Raw genomic sequence first — 18242 nt, 5'->3', positions numbered from 1 at the left:
ATCCATGACCGCATCCCTGAGCGAACTGTCGACCTATCTCGGCGAGAAGCTGATCGGCCGCGTGAACGAGGCTGATATCGCCTATGGCGAACTCACCATCCATGTCGAGCCGCGCGATCTGGTCGAGGTGATGACCTTCCTGCGCGACGATGCGCGCTGCCAGTTCATCTCGATCATCGATGTCTGCGGCGCCGACTATCCGTCGCGGCCCAAGCGTTTCGACGTCGTCTATCACCTGTTGTCGCCGAAGCAGAATGTGCGCGTCCGCGTCAAGGTGCAGGCCGACGAGGAAACCATGGTGCCGTCGATCACCGGCGTGTTTCCCGGCGCAGACTGGTTCGAGCGCGAGACCTACGATCTCTACGGCGTTTTGTTCTCGGGCCATCCCGACCTGCGCCGCCTGTTGACCGATTATGGTTTCGAAGGCCATCCGCTGCGCAAGGATTTCCCGCTGACCGGCTTCGTCGAGGTGCGCTACGACGACGAAGCCAAGCGCGTTATCTACGAGCCGGTCGAGCTCAAGCAGGAATTCCGCAATTTCGATTTTTTGTCCCCGTGGGAAGGTACGGATTACGTGCTGCCGGGTGACGAGAAGGCAAAGCAGTAAATGGCTGAAACCTCGGTCCGCAACTTCAACATCAATTTCGGCCCGCAACACCCTGCGGCGCACGGCGTTTTGCGCCTTGTGCTGGAGCTGGACGGCGAAGTCGTCGACCGCGTCGATCCGCATATCGGGCTCTTGCATCGCGGCACCGAAAAGCTGATCGAGGCCAAAACCTATTTGCAGGCGATCCCTTATCTCGACCGGCTCGACTATTGCGCGCCGATGAACCAGGAGCACGCCTTCGCACTCGCCGCCGAGCGCCTGCTCGGCATCGACGTGCCGAAGCGCGGCCAGCTGATCCGCGTTCTCTACTGCGAAATCGGCCGCATCATGTCGCACATCCTCAATGTGACGACGCAGGCGATGGACGTCGGCGCGCTGACGCCGCCGCTGTGGGGCTTCGTCGAGCGCGAAAAGCTGATGGTGTTCTATGAGCGCGCCTCGGGTTCGCGCATGCATGCCGCCTATTTCCGTCCCGGCGGCGTCCACCAGGACCTGCCGCAGAAACTGGTCGAGGACATCGGCAAGTGGATCGACCCGTTCCTGAAGTCGATCGACGACCTCGATCAGCTGCTGACCGGCAACCGCATCTTCAAGCAGCGCAATGTCGACATCGGCATCGTCTCGCTGGAGGATGCCTGGGCCTGGGGCTTTTCGGGCGTGATGGTGCGCGGTTCGGGCGCTGCCTGGGACTTGCGCAAGTCGCAGCCCTACGAATGCTATTCGGAAATGGATTTCGACATCCCGATCGGCAAGAACGGCGACTGTTTCGACCGCTACCTCGTGCGCATGGAAGAAATGCGCCAGTCGGCGAAGATCATGCGCCAGTGCGTCGATCTCCTGCTCGGCAAGGAAAGCACCGGGCCGGTGTCGAATCTCGACGGCAAGGTGGTGCCGCCCAAGCGCCAGGCGATGAAGCGCTCGATGGAAGCGCTGATCCATCACTTCAAGCTCTACACCGAGGGTTATCGCGTGCCGGCCGGCGAGGTTTACGCCGCGGTCGAGGCGCCGAAGGGCGAATTCGGCGTCTATCTCGTTTCCGACGGCTCCAACAAGCCCTACCGCTGCAAGCTGCGCGCGCCGGGTTTCGCGCATCTCCAGGCCATGGACTTTTTGTGTCGTGGCCACATGTTGGCCGACGTCACAGCCGTTCTGGGGTCGCTCGACATCGTGTTCGGTGAGGTGGATCGGTGATGATGGGAGCCCTCCGGCCATCCAAAGTGTTTCTAGCGGCGGCTTGCCTTGCCGCTTCCGCTGAAGCGTCCCTTGCTGGATCCGGTGATGGTCTGTCGTCGACGGATCTTCTCAAGGAGGGGTTCGAACTGGTAGCGGAAGGCGATCTGCTCACAGTGCGTGAATTCGGTGGCGATGTGCTTCTGGATTCTGGAATTTTTGTACTCGCTCCGCCGGAGCAATCCAGTTGCAAGGGTGAGAGGACCTTGGTCGCAGAGGTGCCGAGCTTGGCTCGGCCCCGCGATTGCGGACACGTAACATGGTGGAATGATCGTTACGACGAATACGTCCGCTTGAAGCGTGGAAATGAAGAGTTCGTATGCGTGTCAGGGCGATCTGAGGATTGCTACCGCGCCTATAGCTCCGCCCAGTAGAAACATAAGAAGCGAATCGCAATGTCAGTCCGCCGTCTCGCAGAAGCCAGCGTCCAGCCAGCATCCTTCGCCTTCAACCGGGCGAACGCGGCTGCGGCGAAGCAATGGATCAAGAAGTACCCGAAGGGCCGTGAGCAGTCGGCGATCATTCCCTTGCTGATGATAGCGCAGGAGCAGGAAGGCTGGGTGACGAAGGCGGCGATCGAGACGATCTCCGACATGCTCGGCATGCCGCGCATCCGCGGGCTCGAAGTCGCGACCTTCTACACGCAGTACCAATTGAATCCGGTCGGTACGCGTGCGCACATCCAGGTCTGCGGCACAACGCCCTGCATGCTGCGCGGCTCGGAAGCGCTGATGGATGTCTGCCGGTCAAAGATCCATCACGACCAGTTCCACACCAACGACAAGGGCACCTTGTCGTGGGAAGAGGTTGAATGCCTCGGCGCCTGCGTCAACGCGCCGATGGTGATGGTCTTCAAGGACACGTTCGAGGATCTGACGCCGGAACGCCTGGCTGAAATCATCGATCTCTATGACGCCGGCAAGGGTGCTTCGGTGGAACCGGGGCCGCAGAACGGCCGCACCGGCTCGGAGCCGGCCTCCGGCCTCACCACGCTGAAGAGCGAAAAGGCGATCCTCAAATCGACCCGCGAAAGGGAAGCCAGGGAGGCGGCCAAGGCCGCCAGGGCGGCGCCCGACGCGATCATCGCGGCGCCCGTGCCGGGGCCGGCCGCGGCCCCTGTCGCACCGTCCAACACCAGCAAGCCGAAGACCGACGCCCCTGAAACCAGCCCGGCGTTGAAGACACCTTCAAAAACCAAGGTCGCGCCGGCGGTTGAAAAGGCGGCGAGCGTTGCCGCCCCGCTGCATTCGGCCGCCAATGCCAACAAGGCGGACTCCAAGGTCGAGCAGATTTCCAAGCAGCGCAACGGTCCAATAACCAAGGCCGAGCCGGCATCCGCCTTCAAGGCGCCGGAGGTCAAGGTACCGGCAGCCAAGCCGGCCAAACCGTCGCTCGAGGACAAGAACCGTCCGGCCGGCATCGCTAGACCGGCACAGGTCGACGACCTCAAGCTGATCTCCGGCGTTGGCCCCAAGATCGAGGGCATCCTGCATACGCTGGGCATTTTCACCTTCGCGCAGGTCGCGTCGTGGAAGAAGGCCGAACGCGAGTGGGTGGATGGCTACCTCTCCTTCCAAGGCCGCATCGATCGCGACGACTGGGTCAAGCAGGCCAAGGCGCTCGCCAAGGGTGGCGTCGCCGAATACATCCGCGTCTTCGGCAAGAAGCCGGTCTGAGGGACGAAAAATGCTCGGGGATAAAGACCGCATCTTCACCAATATCTACGGCCTGTTCGACAAGTCCTTGGCCGGCGCGATGGCGCGCGGCGCCTGGGACAACACGCCCGGCATCGTCGCCAAGGGGCGCGAGTGGATCGTCAACGAGATGAAGGCGTCGGGCCTGCGCGGCCGCGGCGGCGCCGGCTTCCCGACGGGCCTCAAATGGTCGTTCATGCCCAAGCAGAGCGATGGCCGGCCGAGCTATCTCGTCATCAATGCCGACGAATCCGAGCCCGGCACCTGCAAGGACCGCGACATCCTGCGCAACGACCCGCACACGCTGGTCGAGGGCGCGCTGCTTGCCGGTTTCGCCATGGGCGCGATTGCCGCCTACATCTATGTACGCGGCGAGTTCATCCGCGAGCGCGAGGCGCTGCAGCGCGCGATCGAGGAGGCCTATGAGGCCAAGCTGATCGGCAAGAACAACACCTCCGGCTACGATTTCGACATCTACATGCACCACGGCGCCGGCGCCTATATCTGCGGCGAGGAGACAGCCCTCCTCGAAAGCCTCGAAGGCAAGAAGGGCCAGCCCCGGCTGAAGCCGCCATTTCCGGCCAATGTCGGCCTCTATGGCTGCCCGACCACGGTCAACAATGTCGAATCGATCGCGGTCGCGCCGACCATCCTGCGCCGCGGTGCGGCCTGGTTCTCGTCCTTCGGCCGGCCCAACAATGTCGGCACCAAGCTGTTTTGCATCTCCGGCCACGTCAACAATCCGTGCACGGTCGAAGAGGCGATGTCGATTCCGTTCCGCGAGCTCATCGAGACGCATTGCGGCGGCATTCGCGGCGGCTGGGATAATCTTTTGGCGGTCATACCAGGCGGCGCCTCGGTGCCGCTGGTGCCGGCCGAGCAGATCATCGACGCGCCGATGGATTTCGACGCGCTGCGCGACCTCAAATCCGGCCTTGGAACCGCGGCTGTCATCGTCATGGACAAGTCGACCGATGTCGTGAAGGCGATCGCGCGGCTTTCCTATTTCTACAAGCACGAGAGCTGCGGCCAGTGCACGCCATGCCGCGAAGGCACCGGCTGGATGTGGCGGGTGATGGAACGGCTGGTGCGCGGCGAGGCGCAGAAGCGCGAGATCGATATGCTGCTCGACGTCACCAAGCAGATCGAGGGCCACACGATCTGCGCGCTGGGCGACGCGGCGGCATGGCCGATCCAGGGCCTGATGCGGCATTTCCGCGGCGAAGTGGAGCGGCGCATCGACGAGTTTTCGCGCAATGCGCACCGGGCCGAGCCTGTGATGGTGGCGGCGGAATAGAAAGAACGTTTTACGCGGACGAAAGTCCGCAGCGAAGGGCGGGGCGAACGAAGAAACGACCAGGAGAACTCTATGGCGCCGTATTCGAACCCGCTGATGCCCAATTTGGACCAGATCGAGCAAATGAACCAGGACTTGACCAGGATGATGCCGAAGGAGATGGCCAGCGCCGTCAACCTTTTCGTGCATCCTGTGGCGGGTGCGGCGGCGATGTCGGCGCTTGGCCTCGGGCTCGCCAATCATGCTTTCGGCGTCTGGCTGGGCGCGTTTTCAGGCGCGGCGGAAGCCTCGCAGCGGCTGCTGCAGCCGATCGTCGATGATTTCGAGGCGCGCGTCGCGCAGTTCGACGATCCGAACTCTTCCTCCACCAAGGCGCGGGCGACGGCGAAAAGCATGATCGCCGAGGCGCAGTCCTTCGCCCGGGAGGTCACTGATATTGCCGCCAAGGAAGCCGCCACTGCCGTGCCGGCCGCCAACGCCGCTCCGGCGACAAGCGGCGCCGGCGATGCGCTGATGCCCGAGGATTTCAGGCAGCCCAACGCCATGGAGAAGCCGGCCAAACCGGCGGATCTCAAGGCCATCTCGGGCATCGGGCCGAAGCTGGAAAAGGTCCTCAACGGCCTCGGCATCTGGACGTATGCCCAGATCGCGGCATGGACGCCGCAAGAGGTTGCCTGGGTCGAGGACTATCTGTCGCTCGGCGGCCGCATCGGCCGCGACGATTGGACAGCCCAAGCGGCGGCGCTCGCCGTCAAGAAGTGAATGAAGTGCCCGACGTGGTCTCGACCGCGTCCGGAAAAAGAGATTGCGGGAACTCCGCAGGGGTTTGAGGCGAATGGCAAAGCTCAAGGTCGACGGGAAAGAGATCACTGTGCCCGACCACTACACGCTGCTGCAGGCGGCGGAAGACGCTGGCGCGGAAGTGCCGCGCTTCTGCTTCCATGAGCGGCTGTCGATCGCCGGCAATTGCCGCATGTGCCTGATCGAGGTGAAGGGCGGGCCGCCCAAGCCGCAGGCATCCTGCGCCATGAACGTGCGCGACCTGCGTCCCGGCCCGAATGGCGAGGCGCCGGAAATCTTCACCAACACGCCGATGGTCAAGAAGGCCCGGGAAGGCGTGATGGAGTTCCTGCTGATCAACCATCCGCTGGATTGCCCGATCTGCGACCAGGGCGGCGAATGCGACCTGCAGGACCAGGCGATGGCCTTCGGCGTCGATTCCTCGCGCTATCACGAGAACAAGCGCGCGGTCGAAGACAAATACATCGGACCGCTGGTGAAGACGGTGATGAACCGCTGCATCCACTGCACGCGCTGCGTCCGCTTCACCACCGAAGTTGCCGGCATTTCCGAACTGGGCCTGATCGGCCGTGGCGAGGATGCAGAGATCACCACCTATCTCGAACAGGCGATGACCTCGGAGCTGCAGGGCAATGTCATCGACCTTTGCCCGGTCGGCGCGCTGACCTCGAAGCCATTCGCCTTCCAGGCGCGGCCGTGGGAGCTGACCAAGACCGAATCCATCGACGTGATGGATGCGGTCGGCTCGGCGATCCGCGTCGATAGCCGGGGCCGCGAAGTGATGCGCATCCTGCCGCGCGTCAACGAGGCGGTGAACGAGGAGTGGATCTCCGACAAGACCCGCTTTATCTGGGACGGCCTGCGCACGCAGCGCCTCGACCGCCCCTATGTGCGCAAGGACGGCAGACTGGTTGCCGCCACCTGGGCCGAGGCCTTCGCCGCGATCAAGGACGCGGTGTCGAGGACGGCGCCCGAGAAGATCGGCGCTATCGCGGGCGATCTCGCTGCCGTCGAGGAAACCTATGCGCTCAAGCTGCTGATGGCTTCGCTCGGCTCGAAGAATACCGATTGCCGCCAGGATGGCGCCGCACTCGACCCGGCGCTCGGCCGTGCGAGCTACATCTTCAACCCGACCATCGAAGGCATCGAGCAGGCCGATGCGGTGCTGATCATCGGCGCCAACCCGCGCTATGAAGCCTCGGTGCTCAACGCCCGTATCCGCAAGCGCTGGCGGATCGGCAATCTGCCGGTCGGCGTCATCGGCGATGTCGGCGACACACGCTACGACTACGAACAGCTGGGCGCCGGACCGGATTCGCTGAAGGATTTGGCCGACGGCAACGGCAAGTTCTTCCAGACGCTGAAGAAGGCGACACACCCTCTGATCATCGTTGGCCAGGGCGCGCTGGCGCGTGCCGATGGCGCGGCCGTGCTCGGTCAGGCGGCCAAGCTCGCCGCCGCCGTCAACGCTGCCCGCGTGGATTGGAACGGCTTTGCCGTGCTGCACAATGCGGCCGGCCGCGTCGGCGGTCTCGATCTCGGCTTCGTGCCGGGCGAGGGCGGCAGAAACGTTGCCGGCATGCTGGGCGAAATGGAGCTCTTGTTCCTGCTCGGCGCCGACGAGATCGACATGGCCAAGACCGGCGGCGCCTTCGTCGTCTATATCGGCACGCATGGCGACCAGGGCGCGCACCGCGCCAATGTCATCCTGCCGGCGGCCGCCTACACGGAAAAGTCGGCCACCTATGTCAACACCGAAGGGCGTGTGCAGCAGACCAACCGCGCCGGCTTCGCGCCGGGCGAGGCGCGCGAGGACTGGGCGATCCTGCGGGCGCTGTCGGATGTGCTGGGCAAGAAACTGCCGTTCGATTCGCTGCCGCAGCTGCGCGCCAAGCTCTATGGCGAATACCCGCATCTGGCCCGTATCGACCAGGTCGCGGCCGGCAATGCCGAGGACATCGCTGGGGTGGCGAAGCTCGGCGGACGGCTGAACAAGGGCACCTTCACCTCGCCGGTGACGGATTTCTACCTGACCAACCCGATCGCGCGGGCATCGGCCGTGATGGCGGAATGCTCGGCACTGGCCAAAAGCGGCTTCAAGCAGGCGGCGGAATAAGCATGGACACTTTCTTCTCCTTCTACGTGCTGCCGGCGCTGATCATTCTGCTGAAATCGGTCGTGCTGATCGTTATCCTGCTGATTTTCGTCGCCTATATCCTCTATGCCGACCGCAAGATCTGGGCGGCGGTGCAACTGCGCCGTGGCCCGAACGTCGTCGGCCCCTGGGGCACGCTGCAGGCCTTCGCCGATCTGCTGAAATTCGTCTTCAAGGAGCCGGTCATCCCGTCCGGCGCCAACAAGGGCGTGTTCCTTTTGGCGCCGCTGGTCTCGGCCGTGCTGGCGATCTCGGCCTGGGCGGTCATCCCGGTCAATCAGGGCTGGGCGATCGCCAACGTCAATGTCGGCATCCTCTATGTCTTCGCTATCTCCTCGCTCGAGGTCTACGGCGTGATCATGGGCGGCTGGGCGTCGAACTCGAAATATCCGTTCCTCGGCGCGCTGCGCTCGGCCGCGCAGATGGTGTCCTACGAAGTCTCGATCGGCTTCGTCATCGTCACCGTGCTGCTCACCGCCGGCTCGCTCAACCTCACCGATATCGTTTTGTCGCAGCATGATGGTATTGGTACGCGGCTTGGCCTGCCCAACACCTTCCTCGACTGGAACTGGCTGGCGCTGTTCCCGATGTTCATCATCTTCTTCATCTCGGCACTGGCCGAGACCAACCGGCCGCCTTTCGATCTGGTGGAAGCCGAATCGGAACTGGTCGCCGGCCACATGGTCGAATATTCGTCGACGCCGTTCCTTTTGTTCTTCCTCGGCGAGTATGTCGCCATCGTGCTGATGTGCGCGCTGGCCACCATCCTGTTCCTCGGCGGCTGGCTGCCTCCGTTCGACTTCGCGCCGTTCACCTGGGTGCCGGGCGTCATCTGGTTCGTGCTGAAAGTCTGCTTCGTGTTCTTCGGCATCTCCATGGTGAAGGCCTTCGTGCCGCGCTATCGCTACGACCAATTGATGCGGCTTGGCTGGAAAGTGTTCCTGCCGATCTCGCTGTTCATGGTGGTCGCCACCGCGGCCTTCCTCAAGATCACGGGGTTTGCGTGATGTCCGCTCTTTCCCAAGCTGCAAAATCGCTGCTGCTGCAGGATTTCGTCAGCGCCTTCTTCCTGTCGATGCGCCAGTTCTTCGCGCCGAAGGAGACGATCAACTATCCGCACGAGAAGGGGCCGACCAGCCCGCGCTTCCGGGGCGAGCATGCGCTGCGCCGCTATCCGAACGGCGAGGAACGCTGCATCGCCTGCAAATTGTGTGAGGCGATCTGCCCGGCGCAAGCCATCACCATCGAGGCCGGCCCGCGCCGCAACGACGGCACGCGCCGTACGGTTCGCTACGACATCGACATGGTGAAGTGCATCTATTGCGGCTTCTGCCAGGAAGCCTGCCCGGTCGACGCCATCGTCGAGGGGCCGAATTTCGAATTCGCGACGGAGACGCGCGAGGAACTCTACTACGACAAGGACAAGCTGTTGGCGAATGGCGACCGGTGGGAGCGCGAACTGGCGCGCAACATCTCGCTGGACTCGCCCTACCGCTGATATTTGACGCATGGACGGGGCGAGGGGCCTCGTCTAAGGACACAACTTGCCGACCGGAGGCGGTCGCAAAAATCGAACAGGACGAGCGTCCTGTTTCGGACAGGAACCCGGGGGATCCCCAATGTTGAGTGGACTAGAGGCGGCCTTTTTCTACCTCTTCGCCTTTGTCGCGGTGGCATCGGCGTTCATGGTCATTTCGTCGCGCAACCCCGTGCATTCGGTGCTGTTCCTGATCCTGACCTTCTTCAATGCCGCCGGCCTGTTCATGCTGACCGGGGCCGAGTTCCTGGCGATGATCCTGCTCGTCGTCTATGTCGGCGCGGTGATGGTTCTGTTCCTGTTCGTCGTCATGATGCTCGACGTCGATTTCGCCGAACTCAAGAGCGGCGCCCTGCAATATGCGCCGATCGGCGCGCTGGTCGGGCTGATCCTGGCGGCGGAGCTGATCGTCGTTCTCGGCGGCTACACCTTCGCACCGCAGCTCGCTTCGACGGTCTCCAAGCCCATTCCGGATCTCGCCACGCGGACCAACACCGCCGCGCTCGGCGACATCCTCTATACCGACTACCTCTACTATTTCCAGATTTCGGGCCTCGTGCTGCTGGTCGCCATGATCGGCGCCATCGTGCTGACCCTGCGCCACAAGCCAGGCGTCAAGCGGCAGTCGATCGCGGCCCAGGTCGGCCGCACGCCGGCGACCGGCATGGAAATCCGCAAGGTCAAGACAGGCGAAGGAATATGAGTTCAGGTCCACTGCTATACGGCGGCTTGGCGCTTTGGTCTGCTTGGACGGCGCTCTTCTCGTTCGAAGACGGAGTCTTGATGACGCTGCTTTTGCGGTTTGCTGCTGCGTTTGTAATCGCCGTTGGAGTTTTCGGGATGTTGTTCGGGTTGAAGGAGCAGTCCCTGTCCATGCTCAGTGGGCTCTATTTGCTATTCTTCGCCCTTCCGGTCGTTGGAGTGTCATTCATTTTCGGGGCTTTGAAAGACGCGATTGGAACCTTGCCTTACGTTGCCGCCCTGATGACGGCTACCGCAGTGTTCGTAGTCACTTTCATGGTTCAGGCAGGAGTCGTAAAAGCATGATCGTCGGCATCGCACATTATCTGACCGTATCGGCTGTTCTGTTCACGCTCGGCGTGTTCGGCATCTTTCTGAACCGCAAGAACGTCATCGTCATCCTGATGTCGGTCGAGCTGATCCTGCTGGCGGTCAACATCAACTTCGTCGCCTTTTCGGCGGCACTCGGCGATCTGGTCGGCCAGGTGTTCGCGCTGTTCGTGCTGACGGTCGCGGCGGCCGAAGCCGCAATCGGACTTGCCATTCTCGTCGTCTTCTTCCGCAACCGCGGCTCGATCGCGGTCGAAGACGTGAACATGATGAAGGGTTGACGGAACCACCATGTATCAGGCCATCGTCTTCCTTCCCCTGCTCGGCTTCCTGATTGTCGGCCTGTTCGGCACGTCGCTCGGCGCCAAGGCGTCCGAATACATCACCTCGGGTTTCCTGGTGATCGCGGCCGTGCTGTCGTGGGTCGCTTTCTTCACCGTCGGTTTCGGCCATGGCGAGGTGTTCACCGTGCCGGTGCTGCGCTGGATACAGTCGGGCGGACTGGAAGCGTCCTGGGCGCTGCGGATCGACACGCTGACGGTGGTCATGCTGGTGGTGGTCAACACCGTGTCGGCGCTGGTCCACATCTATTCGATCGGCTACATGCACCACGATCCGAACCGGCCGCGCTTCTTCGCCTATCTGTCGCTGTTCACCTTCGCCATGCTGATGCTGGTGACGGCGGATAACCTCGTGCAGATGTTCTTCGGCTGGGAAGGCGTGGGGCTGGCGTCCTACCTGCTGATCGGCTTCTGGTACAAGAAGCCGTCGGCCAATGCCGCGGCAATAAAGGCCTTTGTCGTCAACCGCGTCGGCGATTTCGGCTTCGCGCTCGGCATCTTCGGCGTGTTCGTGCTGTTCGGCTCGGTCAATCTGGGCACCATCTTCGCCAATGCGGCGACGTTCATCCCCGCCGAAGGCGCCCCGCACGGCGCCGCGGTGCTGACCTTCCTCGGCTATGCGCTGGACAAGCAGGCGGCCATGACGATCGTCTGCCTGCTGCTGTTCATGGGCGCCATGGGCAAGTCGGCGCAGGTGCCGCTACACACCTGGCTGCCGGATGCCATGGAAGGCCCGACGCCGGTTTCCGCGCTGATCCATGCCGCCACCATGGTGACGGCCGGCGTGTTCATGCTGGCCCGGCTGTCGCCGCTGTTCGAACTGTCGCATTCGGCGCTGACGGTCGTGACCTTCATCGGCGCCTTCACCGCCTTTTTCGCTGCGACCGTCGGTCTGGTCCAGAACGACATCAAGCGTGTCATCGCCTACTCGACCTGCTCGCAGCTCGGCTACATGTTCGTGGCACTCGGCGTCGGCGCTTATGGCGCGGCGATCTTCCATCTTTTCACGCACGCCTTCTTCAAGGCCCTGCTGTTCCTCGGCTCGGGCTCGGTCATCCATGCCGTGTCCGACGAGCAGGACATGCGCAAGATGGGCGGGCTGCGCAAGCTGATCCCGACCACCTACTGGATGATGGTGATCGGCACGCTGGCGCTGACCGGCGTCGGCATCCCGGTAACGGTCATCGGTACCGCCGGCTTCTTCTCCAAGGACGCCATCATCGAAAGCGCCTTTGCCGGCCACAATGCGGTTGCCGGCATGGCCTTCGTGGCTCTGGTCGTCGCCGCCTGCTTCACCTCCTTCTACTCCTGGCGGCTGATCTTCATGACCTTCCACGGCAAGCCGCGGGCGAGCCATGAGGTGATGCACCATGTCCATGAATCGCCGCCGGTGATGCTGGTGCCGCTGTTCATCCTGGCTGCCGGCGCGCTGTTTGCCGGCGTCATCTTCCACAACGCCTTCATCGGCGAGGGCTATGCCGAATTCTGGAAGGCATCGCTGTTCACACTGCCTGACAATCACATCTTGCACGACATCCACGAATTGCCGCTGTGGGTCGAACTGTCGCCCTTCATCGCCATGCTGATCGGCTTCGCGCTGGCCTGGAAATTCTACATCCGCTCGCCGGAAATGCCGGTCAACCTGGCCGCGCAGCATCGCGGGCTCTACGCCTTCCTGCTCAACAAGTGGTATTTCGACGAGCTCTACGACTTCCTGTTCGTGCGTCCCGCCAAGCGCCTCGGCCATTTCCTGTGGAAGACCGGCGACGGCACCATCATCGACGGCCTCGGCCCGGATGGCATTTCGGCGCGCGTCGTCGATGTCACCGACCGCGTCGTCAAGCTGCAGACCGGCTATCTCTACCACTACGCCTTCGCCATGCTGATCGGCGTTGCCGCACTCGTCACCTGGATGATGCTCTGATGACCGCTTGGCCAATCCTCTCGCTGGTCACCTTCCTGCCGCTGGTTGGTGTGCTGCTTATCCTGTTCATCAATGACGACAGCGAAAATGCACGCCGCAACATCCGCGCCATCGCGCTGTTGACGACGACGTTCACCTTCATCATCTCGCTGTTCATCTGGACCGGATTCGACAATTCGCAGTCCGGCTTCCAGTTCGTCGAGAAGGTCGCCTGGCTCGACTCCGGCATTTCCTACCATATGGGCGTTGACGGCATCTCGATGCTGTTCGTCATCCTGACGACGTTCCTGATGCCGCTTTGCATCCTGGCGTCGTGGGAATCGATCGAGAAGCGCGTGAAGGCCTACATGATCGCCTTCCTGCTGCTCGAAACGCTGATGATCGGCGTTTTCTGCGCGCTGGACATCGTGCTGTTCTACGTCTTCTTCGAAGCCGGCCTGATCCCGATGTTCATCATCATCGGCGTCTGGGGCGGCAAGCGGCGCGTCTACGCCTCGTTCAAGTTCTTCCTCTACACGCTCGCCGGCTCGGTGCTGATGCTGCTCGCCATCATGGCGATGTTCTTCCAGTCTGGAACAACCGACATCCCGACGCTGCTGACCCACAACTTCCCGGCCAACATGCAGACCTGGCTATGGCTTGCCTTCTTCGCCTCCTTCGCGGTGAAGATGCCAATGTGGCCGGTGCACACATGGCTGCCCGACGCGCATGTCGAGGCGCCGACGGCGGGCTCCGTCATCCTGGCCGGCATCCTGTTGAAGATGGGCGGGTACGGCTTCCTGCGCTTCTCCTTGCCGATGTTCCCGCTGGCGTCGGAAATGTTCGCGCCGCTGGTCTTCGCGCTCTCCGTCGTCGCCATCATCTACACCTCGCTGGTGGCGCTGATGCAGGAGGACATGAAGAAGCTGATCGCCTATTCGTCGGTTGCTCATATGGGCTTCGTCACCATGGGCATCTTCGCCATGAACCAGGAAGGCGTGCAGGGCGCGATCTTCCAGATGCTCAGCCACGGCCTCGTCTCCGGCGCGCTGTTCCTGTGCGTCGGCGTCATCTACGACCGCATGCACACACGTGAGATCGCGGCCTATGGCGGCCTGGTCAACAACATGCCGAAATACGCCACGGTGTTCCTGATCTTCACCATGGCCAATGTCGGCCTGCCCGGCACCAGCGGCTTCGTCGGCGAATTCCTGACCATGCTGGGCGTGTTCCGGGTCAACACCTGGGTGGCGTTCTTCGCCGCCACCGGCGTCATCCTGTCGGCCGCCTACGCGCTCTGGCTCTACCGCCGGGTGATCTTCGGCGCACTGACCAAGGAGAGCCTCAAGGGCCTGCTCGACCTGTCGCCGCGCGAGAAGGTGATCATCTACCCGCTGGTCGTTCTGGTCATCTTCTTCGGCGTCTATCCCGCCCCGGTCTTCGACGCGACGGCCGAATCGGTCAAGTCGCTCGTCACCAATGTCACTGCATCCATCGGCGCCGCGCAGACCGCGGCGGCGAACTGACCAGAGGTTTTGCGAACCATGACGCCGGACCTTCTCTCCAGCCTGTCGCTCTCGACGCCAGAGCTGATCCTTGCCGTCGGCGCGCTGGCGCTGCTGATGGTCGGAGCCTATTCGCGCGCCAACACGGCCAACACGGTAACCGGCCTTGCGGTTGCCGTGCTGGCAATCGCAGGCGCCTGGCTGATCTTCCGGACCGGGCAGGGCAGCGCTTACGGCAATGCCTTCATCCAGGATTCCTTCGCCCGCTTCATGAAGGTGCTGGCGCTGGTCGGCTCGGCGGTGACGCTGGTGATGTCGATGCGTTTCGCCAAGGCGGAGCGTTTCGACAAGTTCGAATATCCGGTGCTGGTGCTGCTCTGCACGCTCGGCATGATGCTGATGATCTCGGCCAACAGCATGATCGGCCTCTATCTCGGCCTCGAGCTGCAGTCGCTGGCGATCTATGTGCTGTGCGCGATCAATCGCGACAATCTGCGGTCGACCGAAGCAGGCCTCAAATATTTCGTTCTCGGCGCGCTGTCGTCGGGCATGCTGCTCTATGGCATCAGCCTGGTCTATGGCTACACCGGCAACACCGGCTTCCAGGAGATCGCGTCCGCGCTCGGCAGCGGCGAGCGCCAGCTCGGTCTCGTCTTCGGTCTCGTCTTCGTGCTGGCCGGCCTTGCCTTCAAGATCTCGGCGGTGCCGTTCCACATGTGGACGCCTGACGTCTATGAAGGTGCGCCGACGCCGGTGACGGCCTTTTTGGCGGCGGCCCCGAAGATGGCGGCGATGGCGCTGATGGTGCGCGTCACCATGGGCGCGTTCAAGCCGATCGCCGCGGACTGGCAGCAGATCATCGTCTTCATCTCGATCGCCTCGATGGCGCTTGGTGCTTTCGCCGCCATCGGCCAGACCAACATCAAGCGGCTGATGGCCTATTCCTCGATCGGCCATATGGGCTATGCGCTGGTCGGCCTTGCCGCCAACAGCCAGGCCGGCGTGCGCGGCGTTGCCATCTACATGCTGATCTATCTGGTGATGACGCTCGGCACTTTCGCCTTCATCCTCGCCATGCGGCGCAAGGAAGGCAATGTCGAGCAGATCAGCGAGCTGGCCGGCCTGTCGTCGACCAATCCGATCATGGCGACGATCCTGACCATCCTGATGTTCTCATTGGCCGGCATTCCGCCGCTCGCCGGCTTCTGGGGGAAATGGTACGTCTTCCTCGCCGCCATCAACGCCAATCTCTATGCGCTGGCGATCATCGGCGTGCTGGCCTCGGTGGTGGGCGCCTATTACTACCTGCGCATCATCAAGATCATGTGGTTCGACGAACCGGTCGGCGGCTTCGTGCCGATGGCGACGGAATTGCGTGTCGTACTCGGCGTTTCCGGCGCCTTCGTGCTGTTCTACGTGCTGATCGGTGGGCCGATCGGTACCTATGCCGAAGCCGCCGCCAAGACGTTTTTCTAGTCGGCATGGCATTTCGGCTGGCTCCAACCTCGGCGTCGGATGGGTTCCGGCTCGAGGCGCATGAGAGCGTCGGCTCCACCAATGCGTTGGCGCTGGACCACGCAAGGGCAGGCGACCCCGGCAAATTGTGGGTCGTTTCCAAGAAGCAGGAAAGCGGGCGTGGCCGGCGCGGCCGCGTCTGGGCGACCCCCGAAGGCAACCTCGCGGCGACGCTGCTCGTCATCACCAAGGCAGAGCTTCGCCTTGCCGCGACGCTGGGCTTCGTCGCCGGACTGGCGCTGGCCGATGCGCTCGACGCCGTGGTGCCGAAGGGCCGGATCGCCATCGGCCTCGACGGTGGCAGCGAAGGAAAGAATCGTTTCGAACTCAAATGGCCGAACGACGTGCTTGCCTCCGGCGCCAAGCTGGCCGGCATCCTGCTGGAATCGGCAATCCTGGAGGGCGGCCGTTTCGCGGTGGCGGTCGGCATAGGCGTCAATGTGGTGGCATACCCCGAGGATTTGCCCTATCCCGCAACATCACTCAGCGCGCTGGGCGCGGCATGCGATGCGGAAACACTGTTCCTGGCGCTGTCGGATGCCTGGAGCGAGAATGCCCGGTTGTGGGACGAGGGGCGCGGACTTGCGGCCGTCAGGCGACGGTGGCTCGATCGTGCCGCGGGGCTCGGCGGCGAAGTTGCTGTCAGAATTGACGGTAATGTGGTGCGTGGGGTGTTTGAGACCATTGACGAGGACTGCCGTTTCGTGATCCGCGACGATGAAGGTTCGGTTCGGACGATCGCCGCCGGCGATGTGCATTTCGGCGCGGTCGCTTCGGCCAGGGCATAGGGCCGTTCATGAACGGTTCTAGCTGTTTGTTTTTGCGCAACTCCGGTGGGAAAACCGTTACAAACTTTTCCCGGAATTGCTTTTTGGGCTTGGCCTGAGGGCCAGGAAGGGAAAAATCATGGCGAAAGCGGAAACCGCCGAACTCGTCTTCGTGCCGCTCGGCGGCGTCGGCGAGATCGGCATGAACTTCGCTCTTTACGGCTACGGGCCGCCCAATGCGCGCGAATGGATCGTCATCGATGTCGGGGTGACCTTCCCCGATGCCAGCCTGCCGGGCGTCGACCTTGTGCTGCCCGACACGCGCTTCATCGAGGAGAACCTCGCCAATCTGCGCGGCATCATCATCACGCATGCGCATGAAGACCATTATGGCGCGCTGCTCGACACATGGCCGAAGCTGAAGGCGCCGGTCTGGATGACGCCGTTCAGCGCCGGCCTGCTGGAGGCCAAGCGGCAAGGCGAGCAGGGCGCGCCGAAAATACCGGTCACGATCTACCGGGCGGGCGAAAAATTCACCGTCGGCCCGTTCGAGATCGAAGCCATTCCGGTCGCGCACTCGATTCCCGAGCCGATGTCGCTGGCGATCACCTCGCCGGCAGGCACCGTCATCCATACCGGTGACTGGAAGATCGATCCGGAGCCGACCATCGGGCCGAAGACCGACGAGGCGCGTTTCCGCGCCTATGGCGACAAGGGCGTTCTGGCGCTGATCTGCGATTCGACCAATGCGCTGCGCGAAGGCGAGTCGCCTTCGGAAGTGGCTGTGGGCGAGGGCCTCAAGGGCGTCATCCAGGCTGCCAAGGGCCGTATCGCCGTCACCACGTTCTCCTCCAATGTCGGACGCATTGTCTCGATCGCCAAAGCGGCGCGCGATGCCGGCCGCCAGTGCCTGGTGCTCGGCCGCTCGCTGAAGCGGGTCATCGATGTGGCCGGCGAACTCGGCTACATGGACGGTCTGCCGGAATTCATCGCCGAGGAGGATTTTGGCTTCATCCCGCGCGAAAACCTGGTCATCATCTGCACCGGCAGCCAGGGCGAGCCGCTGGCCGCACTGGCCAAGCTGTCGCGCGAAGAGATGAAGTCGGTGTCGCTGACGGCGGGCGACACGGTGGTGTTTTCCTCGCGCACCATTCCCGGCAACGAGAAGGCGATCCTCGAGATCAAGAACCGCCTCATCGATCTTGGCGTCAAGATCATCGAGGACGGCGATGCACTGGTGCATGTCTCCGGCCATCCGCGGCGCAGCGAATTGCGCAAGATGTATGAATGGGTGCGCCCGCAGATCGGCGTTCCCGTGCATGGCGAGGCGGCACATCTGGTGGCGCAGGGCTCGCTGATGTCGACATCGGGCATCGGCCAGGTGGCGCAGGTGCGCGACGGTGACATGCTGAGGCTTGCTCCCGGCCCAGCCACCATCATGGATCAGGTGCCGTTCGGCCGAATCTACAAGGATGGCAGACTGATCGGCACCGATCAGGCGATGGGCATCCGCGACCGGCGCAAGCTGTCCTTTGCCGGCCACGTGGCGGTCAATGTCGTGCTGGACGACAAATATGAGCTTGCCGGCGACCCCGACCTGGTCGCCATCGGCGTCGCCGAGGCCGATGGCCGTGGCGAGTCGCTGGAAGATCTCATGATCGATGCGGCAATCGGCGCGGTGGACTCGATTCCCCGTCAGCGCCGAAAAGATCTCGACCTGGTGCAGGAAGCAGTGCGGCGCGCCGTGCGCGGCGCCGCCAACGAAGCCTGGGGCAAGAAGCCGCTGGTGACGGTGTTCGTCACGAGGTGACGAACAAGG

At 63.0% G+C, this 18242-nt stretch carries 16 protein-coding genes; all 16 read left to right on the top strand.

What is annotated here, in order from left to right; all coding sequences use genetic code 11:
* Window positions 1-4: 4 nt before the first annotated feature.
* On the top strand, window positions 5-607 hold the full coding sequence (locus MESCI2_RS0100450; protein ID WP_027034814.1) for an NADH-quinone oxidoreductase subunit C: 603 nt from the start codon (window positions 5-7) through the stop codon (window positions 605-607).
* Window positions 608-1798, top strand: a complete 1191-nt coding sequence (locus tag MESCI2_RS0100445; protein ID WP_027034813.1) for an NADH-quinone oxidoreductase subunit D — start codon at window positions 608-610, stop codon at window positions 1796-1798.
* 434 nt (window positions 1799-2232) lie between these two features.
* The gene (locus MESCI2_RS0100435) at window positions 2233-3513 is read left to right on the top strand and encodes an NADH-quinone oxidoreductase subunit E (RefSeq protein ID WP_027034811.1); all 1281 of its coding nucleotides are present in this window, start codon (window positions 2233-2235) and stop codon (window positions 3511-3513) included.
* 10 nt (window positions 3514-3523) lie between these two features.
* The gene (nuoF, locus tag MESCI2_RS0100430; RefSeq protein WP_023812385.1) at window positions 3524-4828 is read left to right on the top strand and encodes an NADH-quinone oxidoreductase subunit NuoF; all 1305 of its coding nucleotides are present in this window, start codon (window positions 3524-3526) and stop codon (window positions 4826-4828) included.
* A gap of 72 nt (window positions 4829-4900) precedes the next feature.
* A complete protein-coding gene (locus tag MESCI2_RS0100425; protein WP_027034810.1) occupies window positions 4901-5590 on the top strand; it encodes an NADH-ubiquinone dehydrogenase in 690 nt (229 codons plus the stop codon).
* A gap of 73 nt (window positions 5591-5663) precedes the next feature.
* Window positions 5664-7745: an NADH-quinone oxidoreductase subunit NuoG gene (nuoG, locus tag MESCI2_RS0100420; RefSeq protein WP_027034809.1), complete on the top strand. Its 2082-nt coding sequence runs from the start codon at window positions 5664-5666 to the stop codon at window positions 7743-7745.
* A 2-nt stretch (window positions 7746-7747) separates the two neighbouring features.
* Window positions 7748-8791, top strand: coding sequence for an NADH-quinone oxidoreductase subunit NuoH (gene nuoH, locus MESCI2_RS0100415; protein ID WP_027034808.1), 1044 nt, complete (start codon window positions 7748-7750; stop codon window positions 8789-8791).
* Window positions 8791-9282, top strand: a complete 492-nt coding sequence (gene nuoI, locus MESCI2_RS0100410) for an NADH-quinone oxidoreductase subunit NuoI (RefSeq protein ID WP_023812382.1) — start codon at window positions 8791-8793, stop codon at window positions 9280-9282. Before nuoH ends, nuoI begins: the two co-directional genes overlap by 1 nt.
* 121 nt (window positions 9283-9403) lie before the next feature.
* Window positions 9404-10024, top strand: a complete 621-nt coding sequence (locus tag MESCI2_RS0100405; protein WP_027034807.1) for an NADH-quinone oxidoreductase subunit J — start codon at window positions 9404-9406, stop codon at window positions 10022-10024.
* Between the two features lie 80 nt (window positions 10025-10104).
* A complete protein-coding gene (locus MESCI2_RS0100400) occupies window positions 10105-10368 on the top strand; it encodes a hypothetical protein (RefSeq protein ID WP_155936557.1) in 264 nt (87 codons plus the stop codon).
* Window positions 10365-10673: an NADH-quinone oxidoreductase subunit NuoK gene (gene nuoK, locus MESCI2_RS0100395; protein WP_027034805.1), complete on the top strand. Its 309-nt coding sequence runs from the start codon at window positions 10365-10367 to the stop codon at window positions 10671-10673. The genes MESCI2_RS0100400 and nuoK overlap by 4 nt, the downstream gene beginning before the upstream one ends.
* 10 nt (window positions 10674-10683) lie before the next feature.
* A complete protein-coding gene (nuoL, locus tag MESCI2_RS0100390) occupies window positions 10684-12657 on the top strand; it encodes an NADH-quinone oxidoreductase subunit L (protein ID WP_027034804.1) in 1974 nt (657 codons plus the stop codon).
* Entirely contained in the window at window positions 12657-14162 is a 1506-nt protein-coding gene (locus tag MESCI2_RS0100385; RefSeq protein WP_027034803.1) for an NADH-quinone oxidoreductase subunit M, read from the top strand. Before nuoL ends, MESCI2_RS0100385 begins: the two co-directional genes overlap by 1 nt.
* Window positions 14163-14180: 18 nt before the next feature.
* On the top strand, window positions 14181-15617 hold the full coding sequence (gene nuoN, locus MESCI2_RS0100380; RefSeq protein WP_027034802.1) for an NADH-quinone oxidoreductase subunit NuoN: 1437 nt from the start codon (window positions 14181-14183) through the stop codon (window positions 15615-15617).
* A 5-nt stretch (window positions 15618-15622) separates the two neighbouring features.
* Window positions 15623-16444: a biotin--[acetyl-CoA-carboxylase] ligase gene (locus MESCI2_RS0100375; protein WP_023812378.1), complete on the top strand. Its 822-nt coding sequence runs from the start codon at window positions 15623-15625 to the stop codon at window positions 16442-16444.
* Window positions 16445-16562: 118 nt separating this feature from the next.
* Window positions 16563-18233 carry a ribonuclease J gene (locus tag MESCI2_RS0100370; RefSeq protein WP_027034801.1) on the top strand — a complete coding sequence of 557 codons (1671 nt, stop codon included), beginning with the start codon at window positions 16563-16565 and terminating at the stop codon, window positions 18231-18233.
* Window positions 18234-18242: the final 9 nt, after the last annotated feature.

Source organism: Mesorhizobium ciceri WSM4083 (assembly GCF_000519305.1).
In the GTDB taxonomy this organism is placed as follows: Bacteria; Pseudomonadota; Alphaproteobacteria; order Rhizobiales; family Rhizobiaceae; genus Mesorhizobium; species Mesorhizobium ciceri_B.
Note: the sequence above shows the minus strand (reverse complement) of the source record. Positions and strands in the feature narration are given on the sequence as shown.